The sequence below is a fragment of the Pseudomonas sp. AAC genome, from assembly GCF_000725445.1.
GTDB classification, from domain to species: domain Bacteria; phylum Pseudomonadota; class Gammaproteobacteria; order Pseudomonadales; family Pseudomonadaceae; genus Pseudomonas; species Pseudomonas citronellolis.
The window spans coordinates 272,691-292,225 of the sequence record NZ_KL647096.1 but is presented as its reverse complement, the minus strand read 5'-3'; the positions used below and the strand labels follow the sequence as shown (position 1 = coordinate 292,225).

The following is a 19,535-nucleotide window of genomic DNA, read 5'->3' as shown; positions in this document are numbered from 1 at the left end:
CGACTGGCCAACCGCAACCTGCGTATCGCCTGGGTGCTGCTGTGCAGCGAACAAACCTACCAGCGCAAGCCGAATGCTTGCCGGGAGATGGAAATGAGCCACTGATCAACGAGTTCCCGCCAACGGGGCGCCAAGTCGCTCCAACCCTTGCTGAAGAACATTGACCCCTGGTCAGACCGTCGCGGATCGATGCCTACGCTCCTACCGGCCTTCGAGGCCTCTTTGTAATCGGCATTCCGCGGGCTTACCCAATGTTGGCCAGAAGCCCGACGTGGCTTCCTCGAACAGGCCTAATACATAGATGCAGTCGGGTTTTCATGTTCAAAAGCGGGTTGACGGTGGGGGTGAGTCCATACATAGGAGCGGGCCCTGCCCGCGATTCGCGCGCAGGGCGCGCTCCTACAAGGGCACGGTGTGGAGGCAAACCGTAGGATGGCGTTGAGCGCAGCGATACCCATCGCCACGGCCGCATGGGTTTCGCAGGCTCGATCCATCCTACGAAGCGCCGTCACTGCGCCACGCCGTCCTGGCTCATCAGGATGGCATTGGCCAGCTCCATGTCGCTGCGTTGCTGCAGCTCCGGATGATCGCTGCGCAGGCGTTGCAGTGCGGCTTCCAGGTACGGGCCGCGGATGGCGCCGTCGCTGGCCACGTAGCTGCCGGCGTCGTCGCGGGCGGCGAGGATCAGCTTGTGGTCGTGCTTGAAGGTCAGGTAGGTCGAGGCGGTGGTGGCCCCGGAGGAGATGATGTCGCGCCAGAAGCCGTCGGCCATGGCCGGGGCCAGGGGCAGCAGGATGAAGACAGCGAGGATGCCGGTCAGTTTGAACATGCGCATGGGAGTTTCTCCTCCGTAGGTCCGCATACCTTTCTGAGCGCTCGGCGCTGCCAGGGGTTCCGGTTATCTGGATGACCGGTTCGCGGTTGCGTTGGTCCCATCTTGGGACTAGCATGTGCCGATGAAAATCATCGCCATCGGCAACCTGCCCGATTTCTGGCTGGCCCATCCGGACGCGGAGCAACCACTCAAGGCCTGGATCGATGAAGCCAAGGCCGCGACCTGGAGCCAGCCGGGCGACATCAAGGCCAGGTATGCCAGCGCGAGCATCCTCAAGAGCCGCCGGGTGGTGTTCAACATCAAGGGCAACGACTATCGACTGATCGTCGCGGTTGCCTACCGGTTCGGCGCGGTCTACATCAAGTTCATCGGCACACACGCGCAGTACGATGCCGTCGACGCGAATACCGTCGAGATGGAGTGAGAGAGCATGCACATTCGACCTATCCATACGCACGAGGACTACAAGGCCAGCCTCAAGGAACTGTCCGCCTACTTCGACGACGAGCCGGAGCCCGGCACCCCCGAGGGGGATCGTTTCGAAGTGCTGTTGACGCTGGTCGAGGCCTACGAGGCCAAGCACTACCCGGTCGAGGCGCCGTACCCCATCGAGGCCATCAAGTTCCGCATGGAGCAGGGCGGCCTGACCGTCAAGGACCTGGTGCCCTCGATTGGCCAGCCCAACCGCGTCTATGAGGTGCTGTCCGGCAAGCGCAGCCTGACGCTGCCGATGATCCGCAAGCTGCACCGCAACCTGGGGATTCCCGCCGAGAGTCTGATCGCCGAGTACGCCTGAGGCGAGCGCATCGAAAAGCCCGCTGCCCCGTGAAGGGCTGCGGGCTATTGCGTGTCCGGGGAGTGCCGTTCAGCGTTCGCCGGCCAGCAATGCACCGGCCAACTCCATATCGCTGCGCTGCTGCAACTGCGGATAGTCGCTGCGCAGCCGCTGCAGCTCGGCTTCCAGCCAGGGGCCGCGGATGGCGCCGGCGCTGGCGACGAAGCTGCCGGCGTCCTCGGCCAGCGGGCCGACCAGTTTGTGGTCGTCGCGGCTGGTGAGGTAGCTGGAGGCGGTGGTGGCGCCGGTGGACAGCACGCCGCGCCAGAAGCCGGCGTCTTCGGCCTGGGCGGCGGCGAAGGGGAGGGTGGACAGGGCGACGGCCAGGGCCGCTCCGGGGATACGCATGGATGCTCCTTGGGTGACTGCGTTCGCGTCCCCTCAGAGTGCGTGCCCGCCGGCGAGTTCCGGAGCGCCTGGTGGAATCAGGCGCTTCCGGGCGGCGCCGTCATTCTCCCTTCAGCGCCGGGTCGTCGGGGTTCTGCTGTTCTAGCTCGGCCAGTTGCATCTGTACCTTCTCCAACTGGCCGATCTCGCGCAGGTAGGCGATCAGCGCCAGGCGCGCGTCGCGGTTGGCCGGGTGGCGTTGCAGCAGTTGCTCCAGCTGGCGGCAGGCGGCGTCGGCCTGGCCGCTGTCGTGCAGGCCGATGGCCAGGATGTAGCGGAACTGGGCGCTGTCCGGGGCCAGGCGCACCGCTTCCTGCAGCTCCTTGAGCGCCGCGTCGCGCTGGCCCTGGCGGATCAGCGCCAGGCCCTGGGCGTGGTGCAGCAGGCCGGACTGCGGGTGGCGCTTGAGCGCGCCGTCCAGCAGCTGGCGGGCTTCGTCGGGGCGCTGGCGGGCTTCCAGCCACTGGTAGAGGCTGACCAGCGCCGGCAGGAAGTCGGGGTCGCGCACCAGGGCCGCGCGCAGCGCCGGTTCCACTTCGGCGTCGCGGCCGGTGACCTGGTAGAGCATGGCGCGGTTGAGGTTGGACTCGGCGCGCTCGGCCAGGCTCAGCTGGACCTCCTCGTATTCCTTCAGGCCCTTGGCCAGCGGCGCCTGCAACCCGGCGCGCACCTCCGGCGGTAGTTGCGCCAGTTGCCAGGTGGCGGAGAGGCGCACGGCGCGCAGCGGGTCGTCCAGCAGCGGGGCCAGCAGCAGTGCCTGGCGCGGCGGGCTGGCCAGGGCGGCGGCCGCGCCTATGGCGGCGTTGCGCACCAGCGGGTCGTTGTCCTTCAGGCCCTGGGCGGCCAGTTCCAGGGAGCGCGGGCTGGGATAGGCGGGCAGTTCGGCGAGCAGGGTGGCGCGGCGGATCGCCGGCAGGTCGCTGCTGGCCAGCAGCAGGTGCAGCGCCCGCGAGGCGCCGGGCTGGCCGTTGCGGGCCTTCCACAGGGTGTCGTCGTAGCGCGGCACGGCGCCGGCCGGCTTGGCGTCGCTGGCGTACCACAGGCGGAACTGCTCGCTGACCTTGGAGGCGCTGTCGCGGTGGCAGCCCATGCAGGCGTCCGGCGCGCCTATCTTCTGCGCGTGCTGCGGGTCGGGGATGCTGAAGCTGTGGTCATGCCGGTAGTGGTTGACCATGTAGTACTTGCCCGGCATGTGGCAGGACGTGCACTGCGCGCCAGGCGTGCCGCTCTGGTGGTGGTGATGTTCGGGCGAGTCGTAGTTCTTCGCCAGCAGGCCCTTGCCGTCGATGCCCGGGCGCACCGGCTTGCCGGCCGGGTTGTGGCACTGCAGGCAGAGGCCGTTGCCGGCGATCTTCACCTGGCCGCTGTGGGGGTTGTGGCAGTCGGTGCACTTCACGCCCTTCTCGAACATCTTGCTCTGGGTGAAGGAGCCCCACTCGAAGACCTCGTCCTTGATCTTGCCGTCGATCTGGTACAGTTCGCGGGTCAGCAGGCTCGGCAGGTAGTCGTCCATGAACCGGTGGCGGTGCTGGAAGCCGTCGCCCAGCGGCGCGCGGCGGGCGTGGCAGCGCGCGCAGTTCTCCACCAGCTCGCTGGCGGCGGTGCTGGCGCCCAGCGGCTTGTCGAAGCCGCGGCTGGCGTCGCCGTTGGGTTTCTGCGCCCATTCCAGGTGGCGCGAGGCCGGGCCGTGGCAGGCCTGGCAGCCGACGCCCAGGCTCTGCCAGTGGCTGGCGAAGGCGTTCTTGTCGGCGTCGAAGTTGCGCTTGAACTCGGTGGTGTGGCACTCGATGCACATGAAGTTGGCGTTCTGCGTCGGGCGCGTCCAGTGCAGCTCGTCCTTGAAGTCGATGCGCTGCCCGGGGTTGAGTTCGAACCAGCGCTGTTTCTGGGTATCCCAGGCGACACCGAGGGCCTGCAGGCGGCCGCCGGGGTATTCCAGCAGGTACTGCTGCAGCGGCGCCACGCCGAAGGTGTAGGCCACCTTGAAGTCCGCCGGCTTGCCGTCGGCGCCCGGGGTGTTCACCCAGAATTCCTCGCCCTTGCGGAAGAAGCGGGTGCTTTCGGCCTCGCCCTTGAACCTGGCGTCGGCGAAGTCGCCCAGCACGTTGGCTTCGTTGGCCACCTGCATCGCCTTGTGGTGATGCGAGCCCTGCCAGTCCTGGAACTGGCCCTGGTGGCATCCCTGGCATTGCTGCTCGTCGACGAAGCCGGCCTTCGGCGCCTCGGCCACCACGGGTTTCGCCGGGGGCGCGGGCGGGCTCGCGACCGGCAGCGACGGGGCGCTGTGCTCGACGTACCACCAGGCGCCCGCGCTGGCCAGCAACAGCACGGCCACCAGCGCGGCAGCCAGGCGCCGCGCCAGGCGGGGAGAGGAAGCGGGTCGGGCCGGTGCGGCCCCTTTGCGGTCTTTCTTGTTGGCAGGCTTCTGCATGCGACGTCCGTTGTTCGGGCAGCCATGTATCACGGTGGCAGCAGCTTCAGTGACTGCCGGGGGTATGTCAAACCCGGTTCCGCCGCAGTGGCGGCGGCCCCTCGAAAGGATGAGGCGCGGTCAGGGCTGGCGGATGGCGGCGACCCGGGCGCTGTCCACCTTCACCGCCGGGTTGCCGAACTGCGCCGTGAGGTAGTTGACCAGGGTGGCGATCTGCTGGTCGTCGAGCGCGCCGGCGAAGCCTGGCATGAACACCTGCTGCCCGGCGCTTTCGCGGTGCACGCCGGTGAGCACGACCTGCACCAGGTTGTCCGGCTGCTGCGCGCCCACCGTGGTGTTGCGGTTGAGCATGGGGTAGTAGGCGTCCTGCGTGCCCTGGCCGTTCCAGCCGTGGCAGCTGGCGCAGTTGCCGAGGAACAGCCGGGCGCCGTCGTCGCGGCTCCGGGCATCGAAGTCCTCGCCGCGCAGCGTCACCACGTCGTCGGCGGGGCCGCCCCAGGCGAAGCGCGGCTTGCGCTCGCCGTCGCCGACCGCCCTGACGCTGCGCAGGTAGCCGGCGATGGCCTGCAGGTCGTCGGGCCGCAGGTACTGGAAGCTGTGCTCCACGGCCTCGGCCATGGGCCCGGCGGCCTGGGCCTTGCCGGGCAGGCGGCCGCTGCGCAGGTACTGCACCAGTTCGGCATCGCTCCAGCCGCCGATGCCGGCGTGGGTATCGCTGGTGATGTTGTAGGCGTACCAGCCGCCCAGGGCGGCGCCGGCGAGGTAGCCGCTGCCCTTCTCGTCCAGGGCCTTTTCCTGGAAGGCCAGGCCGCGCGGGGTATGGCAGGTGCCGCAGTGGGCCAGGCCCTGCACCAGGTAGGCGCCGCGGTTCCAGGCCGCGCTCTGTCTCGGGTTGGGCTGGAAGGGGCGGTCGTCATGGAACAGCGCGTTCCAGACGGCCAGCGGCCAGCGCATGTTCAGCGGCCAGGGGATGTCGCTGTCGCGGTTGGCCTGGGCCACGGCCTCGACGCCACCGCGCAGGAAATAGGCGTAGAGGGCCTGCATGTCCGCGTCGCCGATCTTGGCGTAGGCGGTGTAGGGCATCGCCGGGTAGAGGTGCAGGCCGCCCCTGGCCACGCCTTCGCGCAGGGCGCGGGCGAAGTCTTCGTAGCTGTAGCTGCCGATGCCGGTGCGCGGATCGGGAGTGATATTGCTGGAGTAGACCGCGCCCAGCGGGGTGGTCAGCGCCAGGCCGCCGGCGAAGGGCTGGCCGCCGGGCGCGGTGTGGCAGGCGGCGCAGTCGCCGGCGCGGGCCAGGTATTCGCCGCGCTGCAGCAGCTCGGCCGGCGCCGGGTCCAGGGCCGGGGCGGCCTGGGCCAGGCAGGGCAGCAGGAGGAGGGCGGCCAGCAGGCGGGTGGACATGCTCAGGCCTCCCCTTTCAGGCGCTCGGCCAGGCGCAGGGCGAGGGCGGCGAGGCTCAGGGTGCAGTTCACCGAGCCCACCGTGGGCATCACCGCGCTGCCGGCGATGAACAGGTTGGGATGGTCGTGGCTGCGGCAGTCGCGGTCCACCACCGAGTCGCCGGGATCGTCGCCCATCAGCGTGGTGCCGGCGATGTGGTTGTTGTTGGCGAAGCTGTCCTCGAACTGCACCTCGCTGCCGCCGAGCAGCCTGGCGGCATGGGCGTAGACCTCGCGGGTGTGCGTCGCGCTGCGGCGCACGTAGTCGTCCATGGCGTAGGTGAATTCCGGCTTGGGGATGCCCAGGGCGTCGCGCTCGCTGGCGCTGGGCACGATGCGGTTCTGCGGGCGCGGGAGGATTTCGTGGAAGCTGTCGAAACGCACGAAGCGCGCGGCGCGGTCGCGGATCTGCGCTTCCAGCTCGCGGCCGAGCAGCAGCGGGCCCTGGCGGATCAGCTCGGCGGCCACCTGGTCCACCCGCGAGAGGTTGGACAGGTGGATTTTCTTCGCCGCGTACTGGCTGCGGAAGGCGCCGTCGCGGAAGCCGACCATCGAGGTCATTTCCTGCGGCCCGCGCCCGGGCCAGAGCTTCTCGCTGGCGTAGAAGCGCACCGCGGTGCCGGGGTGGTCCATGAGGTTGCGGCCGACCATGCCGGAGGCGTTGCCGACCTCGGACATCAGCATCAGCTTGGGCGTTTCCACGCCATTGGCGGCGAGCACGAAGACCTTGCCCTCGACCCGCGTCTCCTCGCCCTGCGGGTCCTTGCAGAGGGCGGCGACTATGCGTCCGCCATCGCCCTTCTCCAGCTTGAACACCACGCTGTTGTCCAGCAGCCGGGCGCCGGCGGCCTCGGCCTTCTCGACGTGGACGATGCCGTTGTACATGGCGCCGACCGGGCAGATCGGCATGCAGTTGTTGTTGCCGCAGCAGGTCGGCCGGCCGTCGAAGGGGCGGCTGTTGCGCGCCACCGGCTCGGTGACCACGCGGTAGCCGTTGGCGTTGAGCACGTCCTTCACCCGCTGCTCGTTCCACGACAGCGGCAGCGGCGCCATGGGGTAGGCCTGGCTGCGCGGCGAGCCCAGCTCCTCGTCGGCCGGGCCCCAGACGCCGAGGGCCTCTTCGGCGCGCTGGTACCAGGGCTCCAGCTCCGCGTACTCGAACGGCCAGTCGCGGCCGACGCCGTACAGGCTCTGGAGCTTGAAGTCGCTGGGCAGGAAGCGCCAGGCCGAGGCCGCCCAGTGCCAGGTGGTGCCGCCGACCACGCGCAGGTACTGCACGTCGTAGGGGTGTTCGCCCTTCTGCACCAGGTAGTGGTTGTCCGGGTGGTACTGCGGGTGCGGCGCGTGGGCCATGGACGGGTAGGGCGCCTGGTTGTCGGACTTGTCGGCCTGGTTGCGGAAGCGCTCGACGATCTCCCAGCGCGACAGCCGCGGGCCGGCCTCGAGGATCAGCACGTCCTTGCCGGCCAGGGCCAACTGGTGGGCGACCAGGGCGCCGGCGACGCCGGAGCCGACCACCACGTAGTCGGCGCTTTGCGTGTCGGCCATGCTCAGGCCCCCCGCTCGACCGGTTGCGCGGCCCAGAAGCCCGGCTGGTTGCTGCAGTAGCTGCGCGGCAGCAGCACGTCGTCCACTGCGCGGAACATCAGCGCGCTTTCATAGGCGACCACGCTGGGGTGGTCGTCCTCGCCCACGTAGCCCAGGTACCAGGCGGCGAGCATCTGCCGCGCCAGCCACTGCTGGCGCTCGCTCCAGCGCTGCGGGCCGTCGCCCAGGCGCGCCTGCAGCTCGCCCAGGCTCTGGGCGAGGGCGGTGTCGCGCTGCGCCAGGGCCAGGTACAGGCGCTGGCCGATGCGTGGGTCGAGGTTGCTGCGCCCGGTCAGGCGCTGCGACAGCGTCATGAAGATCGCCAGTTCCGCCTCGGCCTGGGGCGTCAGCGCGGCCCAGGCCAGGGCCGCCGGGCCCAGCAGCAGGCCGCCGGCCACGGCGCCGCCGCAGGCCATGGCCAGCAGGCGCCGGCGGGACAGGGAAAAGCGTGGCTGGTCTGGCATGCGGACCTCTCGTTCAGCAGGCAGCGGCGGCCCGGGGCCGCGGCGGGATCACGGTGTGCGGGCCGGGTCGTGCCCGGCCTTCTGGCTTATCGTCGGCGCGCTCCAACCAAGGGTGGCGATACGCGGGCCTGCCCCTTAGTATTGCGGCATCTCGCGATTCTGCAGGGCGAATGCGCCCGCGCCGAACCTTCGGCGTGCCTCGCGGACCTCTCTACGACACGGGTTTTCCATGAAACAGTACCTCGACCTGATGCGCCACGTGCGCGAGCACGGCACCTTCAAGAGCGACCGTACCGGCACCGGCACCTACAGCGTATTCGGCTATCAGATGCGCTTCGACCTGGGCGAAGGCTTCCCCCTGGTGACCACCAAGAAGTGCCACCTGAAATCGATCGTCCACGAGCTGCTGTGGTTCCTCAAAGGTTCCACCAACATCGCCTATCTGAAGGAAAACGGCGTCTCCATCTGGGACGAATGGGCCGACGAGAACGGCGACCTCGGTCCGGTCTACGGCTACCAGTGGCGCTCCTGGCCGGCGCCGGACGGCCGCCACATCGACCAGATCGCCAATCTGATGGACATGCTCAAGCGCAATCCGGACTCGCGCCGCCTGATCGTCTCGGCCTGGAACCCCGCGCTGATCGACGAGATGGCCCTGCCGCCGTGCCACGCGCTGTTCCAGTTCTACGTCGCCGACGGCAAGCTCAGCTGCCAGCTGTACCAGCGCTCGGCGGACATCTTCCTCGGCGTGCCCTTCAACATCGCCAGCTACGCCCTGCTGACGCTGATGGTGGCGCAGGTGGCCGGCCTGCAGCCGGGCGACTTCATCTGGACGGGCGGCGACTGCCACCTGTACGCCAACCACCTGGAACAGGCCGACCTGCAGCTGAGCCGCGAGCCGCTGCCGCTGCCGACCATGAAGCTCAACCCCGAGGTGAAGGACCTGTTCGACTTCCGCTTCGAGGACTTCGAACTGGTCGGCTACGAATCCCACCCGCACATCAAGGCGCCTGTCGCCGTCTGACCGCCCGTCTCTTCGCCCCTGCCACGTGGCGGGGGTCTTCCTCCCGTTCCGCCCTTGCCCAGGAGCGGACTCCGTCCGCGATTCGCGCGCAGGGCGCGCTCCTCATGGGAATGGCGTGGGGGCGTAGCGTAAGCGGATCTTATCCGCGAACCGCGCCGGGACGTCCGGCTATCGCGGACAAGGTCTCCTACGGTTCCAGGAAGCACGGCTTTTCGTAGGATGGCGTTGAGCGAAGCGATACCCATCAGCGCAACTGCATGGGTATCGCAAGCTCAACCCATCCTACGAAAAGCACCTCGACGCAGACAGTTGCTCCTACGTTGTTTTCAATCGCGCCAAGGTGCTGGGCTCTGCCCGCCGCTGCGCTATCCATTCGATTGGTAGTGCTTCATTTCGCATAGCGATACAAGGTTCCGCCTGATCGTGGCGGCTTGCTATGCTGCCCCGATCGCCCGTCGCTGTCCGGACGGCCCCACTGCGCTTGCGCCGAACAACGATAACGACGGGGAAATGTCATGCAGCCTTTCAGCTTCGCCACCACCGCGCAGATCCTTTGCGAGAGCGGTTCCGCCGTCCGCCTCGGCGCGCTTTGCCGGGAGCGCGGCGCCGACCGCGTGCTCATCGTCAGCGACCCCGGAATCACCCGCCTGGGCCTGCTCGACGGGGTGCTGCCGGGCTTCGCCGCCGCCGGGGTGGCGGTGCAGGTGTTCGACCAGGTGCTGGCCGACCCGCCGGAGGCGGTGGTCCTGCAGGCCGCCATGCAGGCGCTGGAGATGGGCGCGCAACTGGTGGTCGGCTTCGGCGGCGGTAGTTCCATGGACGTGGCCAAGCTGGTCGCCCTGCTGGCCCACCCGCAGGCCAGCCAGGAGTTACCGGAGCTGTTCGGCGTGGGCAATGCCCGCGGCCCGCGGCTGCCGCTGATCCAGGTGCCGACCACCGCCGGCACCGGCTCGGAAGTCACCCCCATCGCCATCGTCACCACCGGCGCCACCACCAAGAGCGGCGTGGTCAGCCCGCACCTGCTGCCGGACTTGGCCCTGCTCGATGCCGACCTGACCCTCGGCCTGCCGCCGGCGGTGACCGCGGCTACCGGCATCGACGCCATGGTCCACGCCATCGAGGCCTACACCAGCAAGCTGAAGAAGAACCCGCTGTCCGACCTGCTGGCCCGCGAGGCCCTGCGCCTGCTGGCGCGGAACCTCGATGCGGTGGTGCACGACGGCGCCAACCGCGAGGCGCGCCAGGCCATGCTGCTGGGCGCCTGCCTGGCCGGCCAGGCCTTCGCCAACGCGCCGGTGGCGGCGGTGCACGCCCTGGCCTACCCGCTGGGCGGGCATTTCCACATTCCCCACGGCCTGTCCAACGCGCTGGTGCTGCCGGAGGTGATGCGCTTCAATGCGCCGGCCGCTGCCGCGCTGTACGCGGAACTGGCGCCGCTGTTGCTCGGCGAGCGCCTGCGCCCCGGCGACCGCGACGGCCTGGTCGGGCAGTTCATCGACGAGCTGGCGGACCTCAGCCCACGCTGCGGCCTGCCTTCGCGCCTGCGCGACGCCGGGGTGCCGGAGCACATGCTGCGGCTGTTGGCCAGCGACGCCATGCAGCAGCAGCGCCTGCTGGTCAACAACCCGCGCGAGGTCGACGAGGCCGATGCCCTGGCGATCTACCGCGCCGCCTACTGAGGACGACATGAGCGAACACCCCAGCCGCGCCGACTACCGGCACTTCCAGCCGATCACCACGCGCTGGCACGACAACGACATCTACGGCCACGTGAACAACGTGACCTACTACGGCTTCTTCGATACCGCGGTGAACACCTACCTGATCGAGCAGGGCGGACTGGACATCCACGACGGCGAGGTGGTCGGCTTCGTGGTCAGCTCCAGCTGCGACTACTTCGCCCCCGTGGCCTTCCCCGAGCGCATCGAGGTCGGCCTGCGCGTCGGCAAGCTGGGCAACAGCTCGGTGCAGTACGAGCTGGCGGTGTTCCGTCTGGGCGAGGACCTGGCCTGCGCCGCCGGGCGTTTCGTGCACGTCTTCGTCGAACGCGCGAGCAACCGGCCGGTGGCGATCCCCGCCGGCCTGCGCGAGGTGATGCAGGCGTTGCTGGCAGGCTGAGCCTGGTTGAGCGCGCCCTACACCCGGCCCAGCCTCGGCGTAGGACGAATAACCGTTCGCGGTTATCCGCCGTTACACCGAGCTCATGCCCGGCTTCTCGGTCGAGCCCGGAGCGCCCGGAAGAGGTGCTCCGTGACCGAACCCGAAGCGCGGCTGGGAACGAGGTCAAACGGCGGATAACGCCGTAGGCGTTATGCGCCCTACACCCGGCCCAGCCTTGGCGTAGGGCGAATAACCGTTCGCGGTTATCCGCCGTTACACCGAGCTCATGCCCGGTGTCGCGGTCGAGCTTGGAGCGCCCGGAAGAGGTGCTCCGTATCCGAACCCGAAGCGCAGCTGGGATCAAGGTCAAACGGCGGATAACGCCGTAGGCGTTATGCGCCCTACATCCGGCCCACCCTCGGCGTAGGGCGAATAACCGTTCGCGGTTATCCGCCGTTTCACCCATCTCATGCCCGGCTTCGCGGTCGAGCCCGGAGCGCCCGGAAGAGGTGCTCCGTGACCGAACCCGAAGCGCGGCTGGGAACGAGGTCAAACGGCGGATAACGCCGCAGGCGTTATGCGCCCTACACCCAACCTCCAATCCGCCGTTTCACCTACGGCCAGGGGTTCCAGCCACCATGAAAAACGCCGTTTCCTCTCAGGGAGGAAACGGCGTTTTGCATGGCCTGTGCGACTGAAGGCTCAGTCGCGGTGTTTGTGCCGGCGCTTGTGCTTATGCTTGTGGCCGCTGTCGTGATGATCCTTGTCATCGGCCAGCGAGCTGCCCACCGCGCCGCCGGCCGCGCCGCCCAGGCCGGCGCCGATGGCCGCGCCGGTGGAGCCGCCGACCTTGTTGCCCAGCACCGAGCCGCCGGCCGCGCCCAGGCCGCCGCCGATGGCGGCCTCGGTCTTCTTGCCGTCCTTGGCGCTCATGGCGCCGCCGGCCGCACCGCCGACGCCGGCGCCGATGGCCGCGCCGGTGCTGCCACCCAGGGCGCCGCCGACGACGTTGCCCAGGGCGCCGCCCAGGCCGCTACCGACCGCCGCGTTGGTGTTGTCGCCGGCCAGGGCGTACTGGCTGGCAACCAGGCCGAGGGCCAGGGCCGAGAGAGTCTTGCGCATGTTCGAACCTTTCAGGAGGGAAGAGGGTGGAAGCATTGTTCCGAACGCAAAACAGCCGGACAAGGGTGTCCGGCTGAGCTGCGGGGTTTATCGCGGGGCGCCTGCCCTGGGTCAATCCCAGTGCTTGTGGTGGCGATGGTGCTTGTACCAGCCGCGATGACGGCCACGGTCGTGCCAGTGGTGGCGGTCGTCGTAGCGGGCGCGGCGGTAGCCGCGGTAGTCGTCGTCATCGTCGTGGCGGTTGCTGTCGGCATAGTGGTTGCCCAGGGCGCCACCGCCGCCGCCGCCCAGGGCCGCGCCGATCAGGCCGCCGGTGCTGCCGCCGATCTTGTTGCCGATGACCTGGCCGCCGGCTGCGCCGAGGCCGCCGCCGATGGCCGCTTCGGTCTTGTTGCCGCGGCGGGCGCCGACCGCACCGCCGGCCGCGCCACCGACACCGGCGCCAATGGCTGCGCCGGTGCTGCCGCCGACCGCCTGGCCGACGACGGTACCCAATACCCCGCCCAGGGCGCCACCGACGCCGGCACGGGTGTCGCCGTCCGCGAAGGCGGAACCACCGACCAGCGCAAGAGACAACAGGAGCATCGAGGAGTACTTCATAGAGAGGTTCTCTGTGTGGATGTTGGCGCCGATGCTGCTGTTGTACGAAGGCGCTTACAAGCCTCTGCCGACGAGTGACGCGACTTTCATCAAAAAACGCAAGTATATGATTTAAGAACAGAACTTTTTCTATTTCGGGCTGTCAGAATGACATTCCGAGGGTACGGAATTCGCGTGTTTTTCTCACAAAATGCTGTTGCAATGATGGCATTTCACGCGGTGGGGAAAAAGGCGAAAGCCGATTCCGTAGACCAGCCTCGGCTCTTTCCCGTCGAATTTTCCGGATGAATGACTCGGGCGTACAACCGTGCGGGGTCGCACGCCCGAGGCCGTCAGAGGATGCGGCCGTCGTCCCGGGCGTTTTCCAGGCGCACCGCGACGAACTTCGAGGTGGGGGTGAAGCTGCCTTCGCCGTGGCTTTCCAGCGGCACCAGCGGGTTGGTCTCCGGGTAATAGGCCGCTGCCTGGCCCGCGGGGATGTCGAACGCCAGCAGGGTGAAGCCGCTGACCCGCCGTTCCACGCCATCGTCCCACAGCGAGACCATGTCCACCTTCTGCCCGGGTTCGAAGCCCAGCCGGCGGATGTCCGCCTCGTTGGCGAAGACCACCTCGCGCTGGCCGCGCACGCCGCGGTAGCGGTCGTCCAGGCCGTAGATGGTGGTGTTGTACTGGTCGTGGGAGCGCAGCGTCTGGAGGATCAGGTCGGGGCGCTGGCCGGTGCGCCGCACCTGTTCCGGCAGCAGGTCGTCGGGCAGGGGCGCGGCGCTGAAGTTGGCCAGGCCGCTGGCGGTGTTCCAGCGCCGTTCCCGGGCCGCGTTGCCCAGGTAGAAGCCGCCCGGGTGCTTGACCCGCTGGTTGAAGCCGGCGAAGCCGGGGATGGTGTCGGCGATCAGCTCGCGGATGCGGTCGTAGTCGGCGATCAGCGCGTCCCAGTCCACCGGGCGGTTGCCCAGGGTGGCCTTGGCCATGCCGGCGATGATCGCCGGTTCCGAGCGCATCTGCGTCGACAGCGGCTCCAGCTGGCCGTAGGAGGCGTGGAGCATGCTGAAGGAATCTTCCACGGTCACCGCCTGCGGGCCGCCGGCCTGGCGGTCGACGTCGGTGCGGCCGAGGCAGGGCAGGATCAGCGCGTCTTCGCCGCAGGTCAGGTGGCTGCGGTTGAGCTTGGTGCTGATGTGCACGGTCAGCGCGCAGCTCGCCAGGGCGCGGTGGGTGCGCGGGCTGTCCGGCGTGGCCTGGGCGAAGTTGCCGCCCAGGCCGATGAACACCCGCGCCTTGCCTTCGAGCATGGCGTTGATGGCTTCCACGGTGTTGTGGCCGTTGTGCCGCGGCACCTGGAAGGCGAAGCGTTTCTCCAGGGCATCGAGCAACGCCGCCGGCGGCCGGTCGTTGATGCCCATGGTGCGGTCGCCCTGCACGTTGCTGTGGCCGCGCACCGGGCACAGGCCGGCGCCGGGCCGGCCGATGTTGCCGCGCAGCAGCTGCAGGTTGACCACTTCCTGGAGGGTCGGCACCGAATGGCGGTGCTGCGTCAGGCCCATGGCCCAGCACATGATCACGCGCTCGGCGCGGCGGTACATGGTCGCCGCCGTCTCGATCTCGGCCAGGCTCAGGCCCGACTGGCGCTCGATGGCGTCCCAGGCGGTGGCGTCCAGCTCGGCCAGGTAGGCCTCGACGCCATGGGTGTGTTCGGCGATGAAGGCGTGGTCGAACACCGCCGGCTCGCCCTTGGCCTGGGCCTCGCGCTCCCACTGCAGGAGGAACTTGGCCATGCCGCGCACGGCGGCCATGTCGCCGCCCAGAGCGGGGCGGAAGAACGCGGTGTTCAGCGGCTCGGAGCCGTTGGTCAGCATCTCCAGGGCGTGCTGCGGGTGCTGGAAGCGTTCCAGGCCGCGCTCCTTGAGCGGGTTGAAGGCCACCACCTGGGCGCCGCGCTTCACTGCCTCGCGCAGTGGTTCGAGCATTCGCGGGTGATTGGTGCCGGGGTTCTGGCCGAACACGAAGATGGCGTCGGCGTGCTCGAAGTCGTCGAAGGTGACGGTGCCCTTGCCAACCCCGACGCTTTGCCCCAGGGCCACGCCGCTGGCCTCGTGGCACATGTTCGAGCAGTCCGGGAAGTTGTTGGTGCCGAAGGCGCGGACGAACAGCTGGTAGAGGAAGGCCGCCTCGTTGCTGGCCCGGCCGGAGGTGTAGAACTCGGCCTGGTCGGGGCTTTCCAGGCTGTTCAGGTGCTTGGCCACCAGGGCGAAGGCCTCGTCCCAGCTCACCGGGACGTAGCGGTCGCTGGCGCGGTCGTAGCGCATCGGCTCGGTCAGCCGGCCCTGGTACTCCAGCCAGTAGTCGCTCTGCTCGCGCAGCGCGCTGACGCTGTGGCGGGCGAAGAAGGCGGCGTCCACGCGGCGCTTGGTGGCTTCCCAGTTCACCGCCTTGGCGCCGTTCTCGCAGAACTTCACCCGGCCGTCCTCGGGGGAGTCGCCCCAGGCGCAGCCGGGGCAGTCGAAGCCGCCGTTCTGGTTGGTCTTGAGCAGCGCGCGCAGGTTCTTCAGCGGCTGCTTGCTGTCCAGCCAGAAGCGCGTGACGCTGATCAGCGCGCCCCAGCCGGCTGCCGGGCCCTTGTAGGGTTGGTAACGGGGGTTGATCGGTTGCAGGCTCATCGGGATGTCGGGTGTCGGTGGGAGGCCGGCGCCGGGCTGTAGACCCGCGGCGCGTTGTGGTGGGGGAGGTGGACCAGGTTCAGCCGGTGCCCGCGCGCCCACTCGACGGTGAGCGCGCTGGGCGCGGACAGGCTGACCAGGGTGGCGATGCCGGCGCGCACGGCCTTTTGGATCAGCTCCAGGCTGCAGCGGCTGGTGACCACCGCGAAGCCCTCGCGGCAGTCCAGGCGTTGCTGCTTGAGCGCGCCTATCAGTTTGTCCAGGGCGTTGTGCCGGCCGATGTCCTCGCGGCACAGGACGATGCTGCCGCTGTCGTCGACATACAGCGCCGCGTGCAGCGCGCCGCTGCGCTGCGCCAGGCTCTGCGCCTGGTCGATGCGCTGGCGCAGGCCCTGCAGATGGGCCGCAGGCGGCAGCGGCGCCGGCTCCAGCGGGCGCAGTTCGGGCAGCGCCTGCTCCAGCGCTTCCACGCCGCACAGGCCGCAACCGCTGGTGCCGGCCAGGCGCCGACGCAGGCGCTTGAGCGCCCAGAAGGCGCGGTTGGTGATCTGCACGTCGACGCTGACGGCGTCGGCGAGGCGCTTCAGGCGGATGTCATAGATGTCGTCGATGGACTCGACCAGGCCGGCGCTCAGGCTGAAGCCGCGGACGAAATCCTCGAGGTCGCCGGGCGAGGCCATCATCACGGCCTGGCTCAGGCCGTTGTAGGCGATGGCCAGGGCCACTTCCTCGGCCAGCACGGCGCTGCCGGAAGCGGGCCCGCTGCCCAGTTCGGCATAGGCGTAGGCGCCCTCGGCTGCGGCATCCGCGGGCACCGGGCGATCTGGCTGGCAAGGCATGGGGTGGGCACTGTATTCGAATAATGGCCCCAGCCTAAGCCTGGGGGCCGAGGGTGTCTAATCGGCAGCGCCTATGCCGTGATCGATGGCATCTATCACCAAGCTGGGCGGGGCGTTCCGTCGGGTGCCGCCGGCTTTCGGACGACTCCTATCGTTGTCTCCCCGGGTGGCGTCTAGACTTCCTGGCGGCGCGGGCGGCCTGGAGCCGGCCGCTGGAACCGTAACCGCAAGGAGAAAGGACATGGGCATTCTGTCATTCGTTAAGGAAGCCGGTGAGAAGCTGCTGGGCGGCCTGCTGGGCGACAAGGCGCAGGCCGCCGATTCGCTGAAGGAGCACGTGGCCAAGGTCGGCCTGGGCAACCCGAACATCCAGGTCAGCGTCGAGGGCGACAAGGTGATCGTCAGCGGCGAGGCGGCCAGCCAGGAAGAGAAGGAGAAGATTCTCCTGGCCCTGGGCAACGTCGAAGGCGTGGCCGGCGTCGAGGACAGCATCAGCGTGCCCCAGGCGGCGCCGGCGGCGCGCTTCGTGACGGTGAAGAAGGGCGACACCCTGAGCGCCATCGCCAAGGCCGAGTACGGCAACGCCAACGCCTACATGAAGATTTTCGAGGCCAACAAGCCGATGCTCAGCCACCCGGACAAGATCTACCCGGGGCAGGTGCTGCGGATTCCGGAGTAAGGCGGGCAGGCGGGGGATCGATACCCTGTAACGGCGCTCTTCGTAGGATGGGTTGAGCTTGCGAAACCCATGCGGCGGTGGTGATGGGTATCGCTTCGCTCTACACCATCCTACGACGGTGTTCTTCCTACAAGCCCTCGATCAATGCGCGGTAATCCTCCACCGCCGCGAACTCCGCCGTGTCCTTCGCCCCCTGGCGGCTGTCCGGCTGGCGTACCGCCAGCAGGTGGGCCACGCCGAAGGCGCGGGCGCTGCGCAGGATCGGCAGGCTGTCGTCGATGAACAGGCTGCGCGCCGGCTCGAAGCCGAAGTCGGCGTGCAGGGCCTGCCAGAACTGCTGGTCTTCCTTGGGGAAGCCGTAGTCGTGGGAGCTGATCAGGCGGTCGAACCAGGGCGCCAGCTCCACCCGCTCCAGCTTCAGCGACAGCGAATCGCGGTGCGCGTTGGTGATCAGCGCCACGCGCTTGCCGGCGCGGCGCAGGGCGGCGAGGAAGGTGTCGGCGTCCGGGCGCAGGGCGATCAGGTGCGCCACCTCGCGCTTGAGGTCGCGGACCGGCAGCTTCAGTTCGCGGCTCCAGAAGTCCAGGCAATACCAGTTGAGCTGCCCGGCGTTGTCGCGGAACAGCGGCAGCAGCTCGGCGTCGGCCTGCTCGCGGCTGATGCCGTGGTGCTCGGCGTAGCGCTGCGGCAGGTGCTCGAGCCAGAAATGGTTGTCGAAGTGCAGGTCGAGAAGGGTGCCGTCCATGTCCAGCAAGACGCTGTCGATCCCGGCCCAGTCCAGGCGTGGCATGTTCTGCCCTGTCGCGAAGTGCCGTCCTGTCGCCATCGGGGCGCAAGGATCGGCACGGATTATCGGAAAAGGCGGGTATCATAGCCCACCCGGACCCGCCCCAGGAGTCGTCCCATGCGTCAGAAACCCGAGGTGCTCGCCCGCGAGATCGTCGCCAAGAGCCGCCTGTTCGCAGTCGAAGAGCTGCAGTTGCGCTTCGCCAACGGCGTCGAGCGGACCTACGAGCGCCTGGTGGGCAAAGGCCAGGGTTATGGCGCGGTGATGGTGGTGGCGCTGCTGGACGCCGAGCACGCCGTACTGGTGGAGGAATACTGCGCCGGCGTCGACGAATACCAGCTGTCGCTGCCCAAGGGCCTGGTGGAGCCGGGCGAGGACGTGCTGGCCGCGGCCAACCGCGAGCTGAAGGAAGAAGCCGGCTACGGCGCCGGGCAGCTGGAGTACATCACCGAGCTGTCGCTGTCGCCGGGCTACATGAGCCAGCGCATCCAGGTGGTGCTGGCCCGCGACCTCTACGCCGAAAGCCTGCCGGGCGACGAACCCGAGCCGCTGCGGGTGGACCGCATCAACCTGCGCGAGCTGTCCAGCCTGGCGCAGAACGCCGCCTTCAGCGAAGGCCGCGCCCTGGCCGCGCTCTACCTGGTGCGCGACATCCTGATCCAGCGTGGGGAGCTGCAGCTCTGATGCAAGACCTGATTCCATCCGTCGTGGCGCTGGTGCAGCGCGCCGGCGAAGTCATACTGCCGTTCTGGCGCAGCGAACTGAAAGTGGACGAGAAGGCCGACGCCTCGCCGGTGACCGCCGCCGACCTGGCCGCCCACCGCGTGCTGGAAGAAGGCCTGCGGGCGCTGGCGCCGGAGGTGCCGGTGCTGTCCGAGGAGGATTGCGCCATCGCCCTGGCCGAGCGCAGCCAGTGGTCGCGCTGGTGGCTGGTCGACCCGCTGGACGGCACCAAAGAGTTCATCGCCGGCAGCGAGGAATTCACCGTCAACGTTGCCCTCATCGAGCACGGCAAGGTGCTGTTCGGCGTGGTGGGCATTCCGGCCACCGGCCGCTGCTATTACGGCGGCGCCGGTCTGGGCGCCTGGCGCCGGGATGCGAGCGGCGCGGTCGAACCGATCAGCGTGCGCACCGCACCTGCCGAAGCCTTTACCGTGGTGGCCAGCAAGCGCCACTCCAGCCCGGCCCAGGAGCGCCTGCTGGCCGGCCTGGGCGAGCGCTTCGGCGACCTGGCGCTGGCCAACATCGGCAGCTCGCTGAAGTTCTGCCTGCTGGCCGAAGGCTCGGCCGACTGCTACCCGCGCCTGGCGCCCACCTCGCAGTGGGACACCGCGGCGGCCCAGGGCGTGCTGGAGGGCGCCGGCGGCGAAGTGCTGGACCTGCGCGGCGAAGCCTTCACCTACGAGGCCCGCGAGGATTACCTGAACGGCTCCTTCCTGGCCCTGCCGAAGGCGGCGGCCTGGCGCGACGAGCTGATCCAGCTGGCCCGCGCGCTGGATTGATTTCCCACGCCCTGCGCACGAAATCGCTTCCCGTAGCGGACCTTGTCCGCGATAGCCGGACACACCGGCGTGGTTCGCGGATAAGATCCGCTCCTACGGGGCTGCAAGGGAAACACCCGTAGGATGGTGTTGAGCGAAGCGATACCCATCAGCGCAACCGCATGGGTTTCGCAGGCTCAACCCATCCTACGAAGAGCATCTCGGCGCAGCCGGCAAGACAGCTGCCCCTGGCAAGCGAAGCGGTTCGCGA

The 19,535-nt window shown here is 68.9% G+C and carries 19 protein-coding genes; 8 read left to right on the top strand and 11 right to left on the bottom strand.

Annotated features, from left to right (window positions below):
- Nucleotides 1-508 precede the first annotated feature (508 nt).
- Entirely contained in the window at nucleotides 509-835 is a 327-nt protein-coding gene (locus FG99_RS11175) for a DUF2388 domain-containing protein (RefSeq protein WP_043269586.1), read from the bottom strand.
- A gap of 121 nt (nucleotides 836-956) precedes the next feature.
- Between FG99_RS11175 and FG99_RS11170 the strand changes: the two genes are divergently transcribed.
- A complete protein-coding gene (locus FG99_RS11170) occupies nucleotides 957-1,259 on the top strand; it encodes a type II toxin-antitoxin system HigB family toxin (protein WP_043269584.1) in 303 nt (100 codons plus the stop codon).
- Between the two features lie 6 nt (nucleotides 1,260-1,265).
- Nucleotides 1,266-1,631, top strand: a complete 366-nt coding sequence (locus FG99_RS11165) for a helix-turn-helix domain-containing protein (RefSeq protein ID WP_043269582.1) — start codon at nucleotides 1,266-1,268, stop codon at nucleotides 1,629-1,631.
- A 69-nt stretch (nucleotides 1,632-1,700) separates the two neighbouring features.
- Here FG99_RS11165 and FG99_RS11160 read toward each other — a convergent pair whose 3' ends face one another.
- The 5 genes from FG99_RS11160 to FG99_RS11140 all read right to left on the bottom strand — a co-directional run bounded on the left by FG99_RS11160 (nucleotide 1,701) and on the right by FG99_RS11140 (nucleotide 7,978).
- The gene (locus FG99_RS11160) at nucleotides 1,701-2,018 is read right to left on the bottom strand and encodes a DUF2388 domain-containing protein (protein WP_043269580.1); all 318 of its coding nucleotides are present in this window, start codon (nucleotides 2,016-2,018) and stop codon (nucleotides 1,701-1,703) included.
- 100 nt (nucleotides 2,019-2,118) lie between these two features.
- The gene (locus tag FG99_RS11155) at nucleotides 2,119-4,488 is read right to left on the bottom strand and encodes a multiheme c-type cytochrome (RefSeq protein WP_043269578.1); all 2,370 of its coding nucleotides are present in this window, start codon (nucleotides 4,486-4,488) and stop codon (nucleotides 2,119-2,121) included.
- 120 nt (nucleotides 4,489-4,608) lie between these two features.
- A complete protein-coding gene (locus tag FG99_RS11150; RefSeq protein ID WP_043269576.1) occupies nucleotides 4,609-5,889 on the bottom strand; it encodes a cytochrome c in 1,281 nt (426 codons plus the stop codon).
- Nucleotides 5,890-5,891: 2 nt separating this feature from the next.
- A complete protein-coding gene (locus FG99_RS11145) occupies nucleotides 5,892-7,475 on the bottom strand; it encodes a GMC family oxidoreductase (protein ID WP_043269574.1) in 1,584 nt (527 codons plus the stop codon).
- Between the two features lie 2 nt (nucleotides 7,476-7,477).
- A complete protein-coding gene (locus FG99_RS11140; RefSeq protein WP_009615138.1) occupies nucleotides 7,478-7,978 on the bottom strand; it encodes a sugar dehydrogenase complex small subunit in 501 nt (166 codons plus the stop codon).
- 229 nt (nucleotides 7,979-8,207) lie between these two features.
- Between FG99_RS11140 and FG99_RS11135 the strand changes: the two genes are divergently transcribed.
- The 3 genes from FG99_RS11135 (at nucleotide 8,208) to FG99_RS11125 (ending at nucleotide 11,120) form a co-directional block, all read left to right on the top strand.
- A complete protein-coding gene (locus FG99_RS11135; protein WP_043269572.1) occupies nucleotides 8,208-9,002 on the top strand; it encodes a thymidylate synthase in 795 nt (264 codons plus the stop codon).
- 515 nt (nucleotides 9,003-9,517) lie between these two features.
- Entirely contained in the window at nucleotides 9,518-10,681 is a 1,164-nt protein-coding gene (locus tag FG99_RS11130) for an iron-containing alcohol dehydrogenase (protein ID WP_043269570.1), read from the top strand.
- A gap of 7 nt (nucleotides 10,682-10,688) precedes the next feature.
- Complete coding sequence (locus tag FG99_RS11125) at nucleotides 10,689-11,120, top strand: acyl-CoA thioesterase (protein ID WP_043269568.1); 432 nt, start codon at nucleotides 10,689-10,691, stop codon at nucleotides 11,118-11,120.
- 684 nt (nucleotides 11,121-11,804) lie between these two features.
- Here FG99_RS11125 and FG99_RS11120 read toward each other — a convergent pair.
- The 4 genes from FG99_RS11120 to fdhD all read right to left on the bottom strand — a co-directional run bounded on the left by FG99_RS11120 (nucleotide 11,805) and on the right by fdhD (nucleotide 16,317).
- The gene (locus FG99_RS11120; protein ID WP_009615147.1) at nucleotides 11,805-12,224 is read right to left on the bottom strand and encodes a glycine zipper domain-containing protein; all 420 of its coding nucleotides are present in this window, start codon (nucleotides 12,222-12,224) and stop codon (nucleotides 11,805-11,807) included.
- Between the two features lie 111 nt (nucleotides 12,225-12,335).
- Complete coding sequence (locus FG99_RS11115) at nucleotides 12,336-12,824, bottom strand: surface antigen (RefSeq protein ID WP_043269566.1); 489 nt, start codon at nucleotides 12,822-12,824, stop codon at nucleotides 12,336-12,338.
- Between the two features lie 332 nt (nucleotides 12,825-13,156).
- Nucleotides 13,157-15,478 (bottom strand): FdhF/YdeP family oxidoreductase, encoded by a 2,322-nt coding sequence (locus FG99_RS11110; RefSeq protein ID WP_043269564.1) that lies wholly within the window; start codon nucleotides 15,476-15,478, stop codon nucleotides 13,157-13,159.
- The gene (gene fdhD, locus FG99_RS11105) at nucleotides 15,475-16,317 is read right to left on the bottom strand and encodes a formate dehydrogenase accessory sulfurtransferase FdhD (protein ID WP_043269562.1); all 843 of its coding nucleotides are present in this window, start codon (nucleotides 16,315-16,317) and stop codon (nucleotides 15,475-15,477) included. The genes FG99_RS11110 and fdhD overlap by 4 nt, the downstream gene beginning before the upstream one ends.
- Nucleotides 16,318-16,558: 241 nt before the next feature.
- On the opposite strand from fdhD, the gene lysM reads away from it, so the two are divergent.
- Nucleotides 16,559-16,996 carry a peptidoglycan-binding protein LysM gene (gene lysM / locus FG99_RS11100; protein ID WP_043269560.1) on the top strand — a complete coding sequence of 146 codons (438 nt, stop codon included), beginning with the start codon at nucleotides 16,559-16,561 and terminating at the stop codon, nucleotides 16,994-16,996.
- 127 nt (nucleotides 16,997-17,123) lie between these two features.
- Here lysM and yrfG read toward each other — a convergent pair whose 3' ends face one another.
- The gene (yrfG, locus tag FG99_RS11095) at nucleotides 17,124-17,786 is read right to left on the bottom strand and encodes a GMP/IMP nucleotidase (protein WP_043269559.1); all 663 of its coding nucleotides are present in this window, start codon (nucleotides 17,784-17,786) and stop codon (nucleotides 17,124-17,126) included.
- A 114-nt stretch (nucleotides 17,787-17,900) separates the two neighbouring features.
- Between yrfG and nudE the strand changes: the two genes are divergently transcribed.
- A complete protein-coding gene (nudE, locus tag FG99_RS11090; protein ID WP_009615159.1) occupies nucleotides 17,901-18,467 on the top strand; it encodes an ADP compounds hydrolase NudE in 567 nt (188 codons plus the stop codon).
- The gene (gene cysQ / locus FG99_RS11085; protein WP_043269556.1) at nucleotides 18,467-19,285 is read left to right on the top strand and encodes a 3'(2'),5'-bisphosphate nucleotidase CysQ; all 819 of its coding nucleotides are present in this window, start codon (nucleotides 18,467-18,469) and stop codon (nucleotides 19,283-19,285) included. Before nudE ends, cysQ begins: the two co-directional genes overlap by 1 nt.
- The last annotated feature ends 250 nt before the right edge of the window (nucleotides 19,286-19,535 follow it).